This is a genomic window from Mycobacterium sp. NGS41, from assembly GCF_059812725.1.
In genome coordinates this window covers 152,457-165,246 of the sequence record NZ_JCALDF010000007.1, presented here as the reverse complement: position 1 = coordinate 165,246, position 12,790 = coordinate 152,457, and the positions used below count along the sequence as shown (strand labels likewise).

The window sequence follows — 12,790 nt, the reverse complement described above, 5'->3', positions numbered from 1 at the left end:
TCAGGCCTTGACGACGTTCTCGTAGTCGGGCAGCCCGTTCCAGGTAACCGTGACGCCGCGAATCGCCGAGGACCACCCGACCACCGCGATGTTGTCCCACAATGGCACATTGGGCATGTCGTGCAACAGGATTCGCTGTGCGACGTTGGTCAGCACGGCGGACTCCGGCAGGCTCGGTGCGGCCTCGGCCTTTGCCAGCGCCGCATCGAACTCGCGGTTGGAGTAGCCGATGTCGTTGGATCCCGCCCCGGTGGTGAACAACGGGCCCAGAAACTCGACCATCGACGGGTAGTCGCCCTGCCACCCGGCGCGGAACGCGGTGTCGATGGTGCGGTTGGTGATCTGGGTGCGGAAACCCGCGAAGGTGGGCTGCGGGGCACCGACCGCGTCGACACCGAGAACGTTCTTGATGCTGTTGGCCACCGCGTCAACCCAGTCCTGATGGGCGCTGTCGGCGTTGTACGCGATCGCGTAGCGACCGGTCCAGGGCGAGATCGCGTTGGCCTGCGCCCAGAGTTGGCGGGCCCGTTCGGGGTTGAAGTCCAGCGCGTCGTTGCCCGGCAGGTTCGGATCGAAGCCCGGCAGCGATCGCGCGGTGAAGTCACGGGCCGGGCTACGGGTGCCGGCAAAGATCTGCCGGCAGATTTGCGGACGGTTGATAGCGGCCGACAGCGCGAGGCGGCGCAGCCGACCCTCCTCGCCGCCGAAATGCGGCAGCCGTAATGGGGTGTCGAGGGACTGATTCACCGCCGCCGGCCCGCTGGCGGCGTTCCCGCCCAGGTCGCGCTTGTAGATCGTCAACGCGCTCGACGGAATCGTGTCCAGCACATCGAGATTGCCGGATAGCAGGTCGGCATAAGCGGTGTCCAGGTTGGCGTAGAACTCGAACCGCAGTCCTTTGTTGCGGGGTTTCCGGTTGCCGTGGTATCCGGGGTTGGGCTTCAAATCGATCCGGACGTTGTGTTCCCAGGCAGGCCCGTCGGGACTGTCAGCAAGCTGGTAGGGGCCGTTGCCGATCGGGTTGCGACCGAACGCCGCCATGTCCCGGAATGCCTTGTCCGGCAACGGATAAAACGCGCTGTGGCCCAGCCGCAAAGTGAAGTCGACGGTCGGGGCCTTGAGCCGTGCGGTGAACTCGAGATCGTTGACCACGTGCAATCCGGACATGGTTGCCGGCTTCCCGTCAGTAGCTGCGCCGGCGACCTCGTCGAAGCCGGCTATCGGGCTGAAAAAGTCCTGCTGCAGTTGGGCATTGGCGCTCAGGGCGCCGTAGTTCCACGCGTTGACGAACGACTGGGCCGTCACCGGCGAGCCGTCGGTGAACTTCCAGCCAGGTTTCAGAGTGATCCGGTAGTTGACGTTGTCAGCGGTTTCGATGGACTGCGCCACCTCCGGCGACGGCTTGCCCGCGGCGTCATAAGACACCAAGCCGGCGAACAAGCGATCAAGGATGCGCCCGCCATAGCTGTCGTTGGTGCCGGTCGGAATCAGCGGGTTCGGCGGTTCGCCGCCGTTTACCAGCACCACATCGGGGCTCAGGACGCCGCCGCCACAACCGGTCAGGCAACCGGCCACCGCGGCAACCACCAGAAATCCGGCCGCCAGCACAGCGAGCGTCCGACGCATGACAGCGACCCTAAGCCGTACCGGCCATTTTCGCTGCTACAGTGGGGCCACTGTGAGTTTTCGCGGTGCCGCTAGGCCTTCACGACGGTCACGATGGCAGTTTGCCGTCGTCGTCTTTGCTGCGCTGACTCTCTGTGCTGGTGTCTTGGGATGCTCTGCTTTGCAGACCGACAACGCCTTCGGCCCAACGCAATTCGTGGACTTGACGTCGCCGGTCAACCCCTCTGCCGATCCAGCACGTTGCAATGACGAGCCCAACCCGATAGATCAGCTCAACCGCCCACTGACGGATGACACCGCATCGAAGAGCACGGGATGGAAGAGGCATCGGCTACCGACCTGGTCGGTCATCCAATCCCGTTGGTGCTGGTCGCCGTCGTCGGTTACCTACACATCCCAGCCGTCCCGGCGGGCTGACGTGCACTCGCGCGCGCCCGCGGCGGCCCTGAGCGGCCAGGATCTGCTGACTCAGCTCTGCGTCGCCCGTCGCTGATCTGTCGCGTCCAGACACCTGTCATGTGTGCCACGGCCTTAACTCGGCCGTCGAACCTGTAGCTCGTGTCGGCTGCCGCCGGCAACACATTCTTCAATCCGCTTAACGGAATCACTCGCCTGCCCCGAAAGGCCTGCGGCGCCGCAGCGACGCCGCCGCACCCATAGGCACCGGCGCATTCCGCATACCTCCAGGTCTTCAAGGAGCGATTGATGACTTCTGGCGAATCCTCCGATATTGCGCAATCGGGCGCCGGCAGCACCGTTTTCGACCCCATCCGCCCTGCCGTGAGCGCGAGGGGATAGCGGTGGACTACGGCGCGCTCCCCCCGGAGATCAATTCCGCACGGATGTATTCCGGCCCCGGACATGATTCGATGCTGGTCGCTGCCGCGGCGTGGGACAGGCTCGCCGACCAGCTGTACAACGCGGCGATGAACTACCGGGCGATGATCTCAGCACTCGACGAGGAATGGCAGGGCGCATCGGCCACCGCGATGAGCGAAACAGCCGCAGACTACATCGGGTGGCTGGAGGCCACCGCCGCGCTGGCTGCGCACACGGCGACCCACGCCCGGGCCGCCGCCGACGCGTATGAGTCTGCGTTTGCGGGAACCGTCCCCCCGCAGCTGGTCGCCGCCAACCTCGCCTTGCGGAGGTCGTTGGTTACAACCAACCCGCTGGGTCAAGTCCACCCCGAGATCGCTGCAGCCGAAGCGGACTACGAAAGGATGTGGGTCCAGGACGCCGACGCCATGTATGGCTACGCCGAAGCGTCGGCAGCCGCCTCGGCGATGACGACGTTCACCTCCCCGCCGGATTGCGCGGCGCTGGTCCCGCCAGGGGCCGCCATCGCAGAGACGTCGGCCGACGTCCCGATGGAGGTGGAGGAAATCGTATCGGCCGGCGCTGAACTGGTTTCGATGCTGCCGCGAGCACTCCGAGCGCTGTCCACGACAGCTTCCGTGCGTTTCGATGCGGCCCTGCTGTCAATGGCATCGTCGCTGTCGAAGCTGAGTTCCCTGAAATTGGGCTTCGCCAAGCGCGCCAGCGTCCCCCTCGCCGTGGCCATTGGCGGCGCGGCTAAGGCGGCCGCGGGTAAGCGTCCGGCCGTTGTTGCCGGCTTCGGCCGCGGTATATCGATCGGGTCGTTGTCGGTACCGCGCGCTTGGCTACCGCCGCCGACGACGAGCTCCGGCGACGGCGAGTTCCACAGTGCCGCCGTCGCGATCGGCCGATGGGCAAGCGGCCGTGGTTGGCACGGCGTGACATAGACCCGCGGCGCCCACACCGGCGTGGGCGTCGCGCTTTCCATGCGGCACACGGCAATTGACGTGGTTGCCGTCTGTTCAAGTACAGCAAGTTCGACAAGTAATGAGGTATGTGATGGATTTTGGGGGATTGCCGCCGGAGGTCAACTCCACTCGGATGTGTGCGGGTCCCGGGGCGACGTCCATGCTGGCGGCTTCGGCAGGATGGGACGCGCTGGCTGCTGAATTGCGCACCGCCGCAGCCGGCTACCAGTCGGTGATCGCGGAGCTGACCGATGAGTCGTGGACGGGCCTTTCCGCCACGTCGATGATGGCCGCAGTCACGCCCTACCTGATGTGGATCAGCGCTACTGCCGCCCAGTGTGAGCACGCGGCCGGCCAGGTCACCGCCGCCGCGGCCGCCTATGAAACCGCCTATGCGATGACGGTGCCGCCGCCGGTGGTGGCGGCCAACCGGGTTCAGCTGACGACCTTGATCGCCACCAACATCTTGGGGCAGAACACACCCGCGATCATGATCACCGAGGCGGAATACGCCGAGATGTGGGCCCAAGATGCGGCAGCGATGTACGGCTACGCGGCGAGTTCGGCTGCCGCCGCGGCCTTTTCACCGTTCACGCAGCCGCCGCAGACGACCAACCCCGGCGGGCTCGGCGCCCAGGCCGGTGCGGTGGTGCAGGCGACGGGCACTCGAGCTCAGGCGACGTCGATGCAAATCATGTCCTCAGTGCCGCAGTCATTGCAGGGGCTGGCCACCCCCGGCTCAGCTACCGCGGTTGCCTCTTCGGGGGCCTCTTCGGCTGCTGAGGCACCAATTGCTGCGCTTTCCAGCCTCACTGGCGTATCCGGCAAGGGCGCGTTGAAAGGCGTCGGCAACACTGCCGGCGCTCTTGAGGGTGCGGCGACCGGCCTGTCCGGGCTGAGTGGCAGCGAGTTGGGCCTGGTCGAGGACAGCGCCGGCCTGGGTATGGACGCGGTCGGTCTGGTGGGTTTGGACGGTGGTGGTGTTGGCCTGGACCTGGTCGGGGTCGGCCTGGACTTCACCGGCGCCGACGAGTTGACCCAGTCCGGGGGCTTAGGAGGTTTGGGCGGCCTGGGACACGTCGCTCCCCCGGCGTCCGCAGCGGCAACAACTGCGGGCCTGGGCCAAGCGCGGTCGCTGGGGACGCTGTCAGTGCCGTCGAGTTGGGCCAACGCGGTGTCAATGCCCGCGCCCATCCTCGACGCCCAGGCCATCCCGGCCGGGTCAGGCGCAATGCCGTCGACCGTAAGCGGGCCCGGTCTGTCCAAGCTGCCGATGGGCGGCATGGTCGGGGGCCAGTCGCAGGGAGCGATTCGGGTTGGCTTCCGCGACTCGATCATTCCGCGTTCGCCGGCGGCCGGATAGGGCGCACTCTCGCCGCGCGACGACGCCGGAACGGCCTGATGTACACGGACTGAACGAGGCGGTTGCACCTCACCCACGGGCGAGGGCGTCGTCGCAGAGATAGGCTCGCAAACGGTTGACGAGCTGAGACCACGATCGGCACACCACACGGCAGAACCTCGACACAGGAGAGAAGTCAGTGACCGCCACCAATCCCGAGGGCCCGTCGTATCCGCCGCCCGCCCACTTCGTCGAGCAGGCCAACGCCCGTGAGGATCTCTATCGCGAGGCGGCGGAGGACCGGTTGGCGTTCTGGGCCAAGCAGGCCGAGCGGCTGTCGTGGGCGACACCCTTCACCGAGGTGTTGGACTGGTCGGATGCGCCGTTCGCAAAGTGGTTCATCGACGGCAAGCTCAATGTCGCCTACAACTGCGTGGACCGCCACGTCGAGGCCGGCAACGGGGATCGGGTCGCCATCCACTGGGAGGGCGAGCCGGCGGACGAGCGCCGATCGCTGACCTATTCCGAGCTACTGACCGAGGTGTGCAAAGCCGCCAACGCGTTGACCGACCTGGGTCTGTCAGCCGGTGACCGCGTCGCGATCTACATGCCGTTGATTCCCGAGGCCGTGATCGCCATGCTGGCCTGCGCGCGGCTGGGAATCATGCACAGTGTGGTGTTCGGCGGCTACACCGCCAAGGCACTGCGGGCCCGGATCGCCGACGCCGAAGCCAAGCTGCTGATCACGACCGACGGGCAGTTCCGCCGCGGCAAGCCGGCACCGCTTAAGGATGCCGCCGACGAGGCGGTAGCCGATCCGGACAGTACTATCGAGCACGTTATCGTGGTGCGGCGCACCGGTATTGACGTGTCCTGGGACGACGACCGCGACCGGTGGTGGCACGACGTCGTGGGCTCTGCGTCCGCCGAACACACCCCGGAGGCGTTCGACTCCGAGCAGCCGCTGTTCCTGCTGTACACCTCTGGCACCACCGGCAAGCCCAAGGGCATCGTGCACACCAGCGGCGGCTATCTAACCCAGTGCTGCTACACCGTCGACGCCATTTTCGACGTCAAACCGGAGACCGACGTGTTCTGGTGCACCGCCGACATCGGCTGGGTGACCGGACACACCTACGGCGTGTACGGTCCGCTGTCCAATGGCATCACCGAGGTGCTGTATGAAGGCACGCCCAATACGCCCGATGAGCACCGTCACTTCCAGATCGTCGAAAGATACGGTGTCACAATCTATTACGCGGCCCCAACGCTGATCCGAACGTTCATGAAGTGGGGCCGCGAGATACCCGATTCCCATGACCTGTCCAGTATCCGGCTGCTGGGTTCGGTGGGCGAACCGATCAACCCCGAGGCGTGGCGCTGGTACCGCGAAGTCATTGGCGCAGGCCGTGTTCCGGTGGTGGACACGTGGTGGCAAACCGAAACCGGTGCCGCGATGATCTCGCCGCTGCCCGGGGTCGCGGCGGCCAAACCCGGTTCGGCGATGGCCGCGCTGCCCGGTATCTCCGCCAAAATCGTTGACGACCATGGTGATCCGCTGCAACCCGCCGCTGATGACGAGACGGAACACGTCAGCGGCTATCTGGTCTTGGACGAGCCATGGCCGTCGATGCTGCGCGGCATCTGGGGCGACCCCGACCGCTACCGGGAAACCTATTGGTCGAAGTTCGCCGACAAGGGCTTCTATTTCGCGGGTGATGGGGCCCGCTTCGACCCCGACGGTGCGATCTGGGTGTTGGGCCGCATCGACGACGTGATGAACGTGTCCGGACATCGGATCTCCACTTCCGAAGTGGAATCGGCCCTTGTCGGCCACTCCGGTGTCGCCGAGGCTGCGGTGGTCGGGGTTACCGACGACACCACCGGTCAGGCCATTTGCGCGTTCGTCGTCCTGTGCGCCAGCGACGATGCCCATGAAGGAACCGTCGAGGAGCTGCGTGCGGAGGTGGCCCGGGAGATATCGCCGATCGCCAAGCCGCGCGAAGTCCACATCGTGCCGGAGCTGCCCAAGACGCGCAGCGGCAAAATCATGCGCAGGTTGTTGCGCGACGTCGCCGAAAATCGGGAGCTGGGCGACACGTCGACGCTGCTCGATCCCGGCGTGTTCGACGCCATCAAGGCAGCCAAGTAGCCCAAGCCCCCGCCGAACGTCGCGCCGCTCAGCCTGGCACCGGCACGAATCCCCCGCCCGGCCGGTTCTTGGCGTTGACGTCGGCCAATATCGAGTTGAAGTCCATCACCACCGCCGGTGTGTGCAGGGGGATGTATTTGATGATGCAAGTTGGCAGGTTGTCGCTGAAGGCGCCGTGGATCATGCCGACCAGCAGGTTGTTGACGGTCACCGGAGCCCCCGAGTCACCGGGACGCCCGCAGACCTGCATGACGATGGTGCCCGGCGCCTGACCCATTCCCCATGTGACACCGCACGAGTTGCCGGTGGTCCGGCCCTGCTTGCAGGCGACCTGGCCGAAGGCCGGATCCGGGCCGATTCCGCTGATCACGAATCCGTTGTAGTTGGCGACCGGCGCCACCTTGGCCGCATCGAACTTGATCACCGCGTAGTCCAGGTTGTCGTTGCCGGCGACCATGACGCCCAACGGGCCTCTGTTTTCCGCGGTCTCCGCGGCGACCTGCGCACCGGGGCTGCCACAGTGCGCAGAGGTGAAGCCGATCAGCTCACCGGTGCGATCATTGCCGATTGTGGTCAGGGTGCACATCGTGTCCCCGTTGATGACGATGCCCGCCCCGCCGCCCAGCGGGATCCTGTCGTCAGCCGCCGCGCTGGCAGGCAAACCAACCAGGGCACACAACGTGGCGACGATCGCCACGGCAACCCACCGGTGCGCCGTCTGCACAGCGAAACTCCTGTCTGGCTGGTTGAACGTCGAAGAACAGGTGCGCCAGTCTAAATGATCCACCGCCGCCGTCCGTTCTGCTCGAATTGCGGTCGCCGTCAAATAGTCGGCCGACTCCAGGGCGCCGACTTTAGGGTGTTGTGGCTGGCTTCGCCTGACAGCGCACGTCATGGCAACATGAACCGCGACGACAGCGAACCGGGCAAGCAAACCGAGAGGACCGTCTGTGAGCAAAGCCGATCCCAAGAACGGTGTGCCCAGCACCCTGACCACGATTCCGTTGGCCGATCCGCATGCCCGGTCCGGTGATCAGTCGATCGGTGACCTGATCAAAGACGCGACGGCGCAGATGTCCACGCTGGTGCGCGCCGAAGTCGAACTTGCTCGTGCCGAGATCACCCGCGACGTCAAGAAGGGCCTGACCGGCAGCGTGTTCTTCATCGCTGCGCTGGTCGTGTTGTTCTACTCCACCTTCTTTTTCTTCTTTTTCCTCGCCGAGCTGCTCGACAACTGGCTTTGGCGTTGGGTGGCGTTCCTGATCGTCTTCGGGATCATGGTCGTCGTCACCATCGTGCTGGCCCTATTGGGCTATCTGAAGGTCCGCCGGATCCGGGGGCCGCGCCAGACCATCGAGTCGGTCAAGGAGACGCGCACCGCGCTCACCCCGGGCCACGACAAGCCCGGGGCTCCGAAGGCAATCACGTCCGATTCCAAAGATCCCAAGACGCCCGCAGATCCCTCAGGTTGGTAGATGCCAGCACCAGATCCGTCGGTGACTCGCATCGACGGGCCATGGCGCCATCTGGACGTGCACGCCAACGGCATCCGGTTTCACGTCGTCGAAGCCCTGCCGACCGGCGCAGACGCAACTGCACCCGTCACGGCACGGCCACTGGTCTTGCTGCTGCACGGTTTCGGCTCGTTCTGGTGGTCTTGGCGTCACCAGCTGCGTGAACTGACCGGGGCACGCGTGGTTGCGGTCGACCTGCGCGGGTATGGCGGCAGCGACAAACCTCCGCGCGGCTACGACGGCTGGACGCTGGCCGGCGACACCGCCGGGCTCATTCGGGCGCTGGGGCACTCCTCAGCAACGCTGATCGGCCACGCCGACGGCGGGCTGGCCTGCTGGGCCACCGCGCTGCTGCATTCCCGGCTGGTGCGCGCCATCGCGCTGATCAGCTCGCCGCACCCGGCCGCATTGCGAAATTCCATGCTCACGCGACGCGATCAGAGTCGTGCCCTGTTGCCGACCTTGCTGCGCTACCAGGTGCCGATCTGGCCGGAGCGGCTGCTCACCCGACACGACGCGGCCGAAATCGAGCGTCTGGTCCGCAGCCGTAGCTCTGCCAAATGGGTTGCGTCCGAAGATTTTTCCCAAACAATCGGCCACCTGCGGCAAGCGATTCGGATTCCGGGCGCCGCACACTGCGGACTCGAGTACCAACGCTGGGCGGTACGCAGTCAGCTGCGCGACGAGGGTCGGCGCTTCATCAGGTCAATGTCCCAACAGCTCGGTTTGCCGCTGCTGCACCTGCGCGGTGACGCGGATCCCTACGTGCTTGCCGATCCGGTCGACCGCACCCAGCGCTACGCTCCGCACGGACGCTACATATCAATCGCCGGCGCAGGACATTTCAGCCATGAAGAAGCGCCGCAGGAAATCAACAGGCACCTGACGCGCTTTCTCGAGCACGTGCACCGGCCCCGGCTCAGCTGACGCAGGCGCCGGTAGGCACCGGTTCGGTGTTGCCGATCTTGGCAAGCTGCGCGGCCACCTCATCGGCCGTCAGGACGAATCCCGTGTCCGCGTCGTCGACAGCTGCCCCGAATACCACGCCGAGCACCCGACCGCTGAGGTCGATCAACGGCCCGCCCGAATTGCCTTGCTCCACATTGGCTCTGATCGTGTAGACATCGCGCGTCACCGGCGCGGGATCCCGGTAGATGTCGGGTCCGCTGAGTTTGATGGCCTCGCGAATCCTGGCCGGCGTGGCCGTGAAGTTGCCGCCGCCGGGATACCCCAGCACCACCACGCTGGTGCCCGACTTCGCCTCGGTCTGCGCGAAGGCCAGCGGCGGCGGCGGCAAGTTCGGGACGGCGATGATCGCGATGTCGACCAGCGGGTCGTAGGACACCACCGTGGCGGGTAACGGATTGCCGCTGGCGAATATCTGGACGCTGTTGGACCCGGCCACCACGTGGGCGTTCGTCATCACCCGGTTGGGCGATATCACGAATCCACTGCCCTCCAGCACTTTCTGGCAGCTGGCTGCCACGCTGCGGATCTTGACGACGCTCGGCTGGGTGGCGGCCACCACCGGGTTGTCTCGCAACGCCGGATCAGGTGATGCGATCGGAGCAATTGGTGTCTGGCACAAAGGACACAGCACCGCGGGCAGCCCGCCGGGGTTCAGCAACGCTGCCACCCGCTTGGGCACTGTCTTCAAAAACTGGGGCGCAACGTGGTTCACCGAAGCGAGCACCCGGGAACCCTTGACCGCGGAAGCCAGTTGGGGCTGGTCCTTCGACTCTGTTACCACGATCGCCAACAAGAAGGCCACTGTCAGCACCACGACGACCTGAAAGCCCACCCCGATGACGGAATCGACCAATCGCACAGCGGGTTTTCGGATCGCGCTGCGAACGGCCCGGCCGAGCACCACTCCGGCGACTTCGCCCACGACGACCAACGTCAAAAATAGGAAGATCGCAGCGAACATCTTGGCCTGTTGAGCCGCGATGTGACTGGCGATGTGCGGTGCCAGCAACACGCCGGCGATCGCACCGAGCAGCACACCCACGAACGACAGCAGGGAGCCAAGCGCGCCCGAACGCCAGCCCGAAATGGCTGCGATGAACGCAACCGCAACGATGGCGATGTCCAGCCACTGCGACGGGGTCATCGAATTCATCGCGGCTCACTTTGGTCGCCGACCAGCTCCATTGCCTCGTCCAGTTCGCGGACGTCGCTGGTGTCCCAGGGCTGGGCCCAGCCGGCGACATCGAGCACTGCAGAGATCACCTGGCCAGTGAATCCCCATACCAGCATTTCGTTGAGCAGAAACGCCGGTCCGGCCCAGCGGCGGCTCAGGGCGCGGCGGTACACCGTCAGCCGGTTGGCCGGGTTGATGAAGGCGCGCACCGGGACGCGCGCCACGATCGCGGTTTCCGCCTCGTTGACGACGGACACCGGCCCGGGATCCGGAGAGTAAGCCAATACCGGGACGACATGGAACCGGGACGGCGCGATGAACGTCCTTTCCATTGTGGCCAGCGGATGCAGGCGGGAGGGATCGAGTCCGGTTTCTTCGTGCGCCTCGCGCAGGGCGGTGGCGACCGGCCCGTCGTCGCCGGGATCGGACGCGCCGCCGGGAAACGCCGCCTGACCGGCATGGTGACGCAGAGTCGACGCCCGCACGGTCAGCAACAGGTCGGCGTCGTCGGGAAGGCTGCCGTCGGCCGGTCCGGTCTGCGGGCCAGAGAACAACACCAGCACGGCGGCCTCGCGACCGTCGCCGCCCAGAGAGGCCACCGATGACATCGCCCGCGCCGCGGTCACCATCGCCAGCACATCGGCCGGCAGCCGACGCCGGAACGCGTCGGGAATCTCACCGACGTTGTCGACCAGCGGTCGCAACCAAGCCGGGCCGACTTCGGGCGTCAGGGAGACCGCAGCATTCACGGGCGCCTCCCTCGCGTGTAAGCCGCTGCACGGCTTCTCGCGGCATTTTCTTATTGCGGTCCGAGTGCGGCCGCGATCTCATCGGCAGTGGCGAAGGCTCGCGGCAGCGTCTGCGCAACGCTACCGTCCGGCCGCAGGACAACCGTCGCGGGCATCACGTTTGCGACCGCCAGCGCCGCCGCCACCCGTCGGCGACCGTCCTGCAGTGTCGGCAGCCGAACGTTGAGCTCGGCCAACCGCAGCAACGCTGCCGTCTCGTTCTCGTCTTGGTGCACAGTCACCACCATCACGTCCGGCCCGGCCCGGCGTTGATACTCGGCCATGGCGGGCAGCTCGGCCATGCACGGCCCGCACCAATACGCCCATAAGTTGAGGACCACCCGGCGGCCGGCCAATGCGCGGGCGACGTCGACGGCCGAGCCGTCCGCCGCGCACTCCACCACCACCCCGCGCAATGCCGCCGGGCCAGGACCGCTCCCTTCGGCGGGACAGGGCGGCAGATTCGCGCGCTGCCGGGGTCCCGCCAGCGCGGCCGGGGTATCGGCGTCGCGGTGTTGACGGCCGGCGGTTGCGTGGGTCGTCGTGGTCGTTGAGGAGTCCTCGCGCAGCTGGGCGACCAGGGCCACCACCAGCGCCGCCACCACCGCCAGGATCGCTATGGTCCAGCGGGTTCTTACGGTCACGGTGGGCCGCCCCGCTGCTACAACCCGGCCAGGGCCAGCAGATGCTCGGTTTCCGGGCCCTGGACGAGCGGGGCGGCGAGCAACGGCTCCGTGGGACCGAGGCCGAACGACGGGCAGTCCTTGGCGAGCACGCAGACCCCGCACGCCGGTTTGCGGGCATGGCACACCCGGCGACCGTGGAAGATCACGCGATGGCTCAGCAGCGTCCACTCTTTGCGTTCGATCAGTTCGCCGACAGCGTGCTCCACCTTGACCGGATCCTCTTCGGCGGTCCAGCGCCACCGGCGCACCAGGCGGCCGAAGTGAGTGTCGACGGTGATGCCCGGGATGTGGAAGGCGTTGCCCAGGATGACGTTGGCGGTCTTGCGTCCCACTCCGGGCAGCGTCACCAACTCGTCCATGGTGGCCGGCACCTCGCCGTCGAATCGCTCGACCAAGGCTTGCCCGAGGCCGATGAGGGAGTTCGCCTTGTTACGGTAGAAACCAGTGGGACGGATGAGGTTTTCCAGCTCGGTCCGATCCGCCTGCGCGTAGTCCAGCGCCGTCCTATATTTCGCGAACAAAGCCGGCGTCGTCAGGTTCACCCGTTTGTCGGTGCTCTGCGCCGAGAGGATGGTGGCCACCGTCAACTCGAGCGGCGAGGTGAAATCCAGCTCGCAGTATACGTTCGGAAATGCTTGTGCCAGTGTGCGATTCATTCGGCGCGCCCGTCGCACCAAGCCGGCTCGCGTTTCTGTGGACCAACGCCGGGCCAGGTCGGCGCCGGGTGCCCCCGGCCTCGGCTTGGCGCGGCC

At 66.3% G+C, this 12,790-nt stretch carries 11 protein-coding genes; 5 read left to right on the top strand and 6 right to left on the bottom strand.

The features are described from left to right. Positions 1-1,626, bottom strand: coding sequence for a peptide ABC transporter substrate-binding protein (locus AC5Y21_RS09605; RefSeq protein WP_499911691.1), 1,626 nt, complete (start codon positions 1,624-1,626; stop codon positions 1-3). Between the two features lie 800 nt (positions 1,627-2,426). Here AC5Y21_RS09605 and AC5Y21_RS09600 point away from each other — a divergent pair. The 3 genes from AC5Y21_RS09600 to acs all read left to right on the top strand — a co-directional run bounded on the left by AC5Y21_RS09600 (position 2,427) and on the right by acs (position 6,907). Then, entirely contained in the window at positions 2,427-3,392 is a 966-nt protein-coding gene (locus AC5Y21_RS09600; RefSeq protein WP_499911690.1) for a PPE family protein, read from the top strand. A gap of 112 nt (positions 3,393-3,504) precedes the next feature. Beyond that, positions 3,505-4,776 carry a PPE family protein gene (locus AC5Y21_RS09595; RefSeq protein WP_499911689.1) on the top strand — a complete coding sequence of 424 codons (1,272 nt, stop codon included), beginning with the start codon at positions 3,505-3,507 and terminating at the stop codon, positions 4,774-4,776. A gap of 178 nt (positions 4,777-4,954) precedes the next feature. Next, positions 4,955-6,907 (top strand): acetate--CoA ligase, encoded by a 1,953-nt coding sequence (gene acs, locus AC5Y21_RS09590; RefSeq protein ID WP_499911688.1) that lies wholly within the window; start codon positions 4,955-4,957, stop codon positions 6,905-6,907. Positions 6,908-6,935: 28 nt separating this feature from the next. Here the strand turns inward: acs and AC5Y21_RS09585 are convergent, their stop codons facing one another. After that, on the bottom strand, positions 6,936-7,631 hold the full coding sequence (locus AC5Y21_RS09585; RefSeq protein WP_499911687.1) for a chymotrypsin family serine protease: 696 nt from the start codon (positions 7,629-7,631) through the stop codon (positions 6,936-6,938). A 226-nt stretch (positions 7,632-7,857) separates the two neighbouring features. Here AC5Y21_RS09585 and AC5Y21_RS09580 point away from each other — a divergent pair, with 226 nt between their 5' ends. Together AC5Y21_RS09580 and AC5Y21_RS09575 are read left to right on the top strand one after the other, a co-directional pair. Continuing rightward, entirely contained in the window at positions 7,858-8,382 is a 525-nt protein-coding gene (locus tag AC5Y21_RS09580; RefSeq protein ID WP_499911686.1) for a phage holin family protein, read from the top strand. Then, positions 8,383-9,348 (top strand): alpha/beta fold hydrolase, encoded by a 966-nt coding sequence (locus tag AC5Y21_RS09575; protein ID WP_499911685.1) that lies wholly within the window; start codon positions 8,383-8,385, stop codon positions 9,346-9,348. On the opposite strand, the gene marP is transcribed toward AC5Y21_RS09575, so the two are convergent. From marP to nth, 4 genes are read right to left on the bottom strand one after another with little or no spacing between them, the layout of a single operon-like run. After that, the gene (gene marP / locus AC5Y21_RS09570) at positions 9,341-10,534 is read right to left on the bottom strand and encodes an acid resistance serine protease MarP (protein WP_499911803.1); all 1,194 of its coding nucleotides are present in this window, start codon (positions 10,532-10,534) and stop codon (positions 9,341-9,343) included. The genes AC5Y21_RS09575 and marP overlap by 8 nt on opposite strands. A 5-nt stretch (positions 10,535-10,539) precedes the next feature. Then, on the bottom strand, positions 10,540-11,313 hold the full coding sequence (locus AC5Y21_RS09565; RefSeq protein WP_499911684.1) for an NUDIX hydrolase: 774 nt from the start codon (positions 11,311-11,313) through the stop codon (positions 10,540-10,542). A 50-nt stretch (positions 11,314-11,363) separates the two neighbouring features. After that, positions 11,364-11,996, bottom strand: coding sequence for a TlpA family protein disulfide reductase (locus tag AC5Y21_RS09560; RefSeq protein ID WP_499911683.1), 633 nt, complete (start codon positions 11,994-11,996; stop codon positions 11,364-11,366). 17 nt (positions 11,997-12,013) lie between these two features. Then, positions 12,014-12,751 carry an endonuclease III gene (gene nth, locus AC5Y21_RS09555; RefSeq protein ID WP_499911801.1) on the bottom strand — a complete coding sequence of 246 codons (738 nt, stop codon included), beginning with the start codon at positions 12,749-12,751 and terminating at the stop codon, positions 12,014-12,016. Between the last annotated feature and the right edge of the window lie 39 nt (positions 12,752-12,790).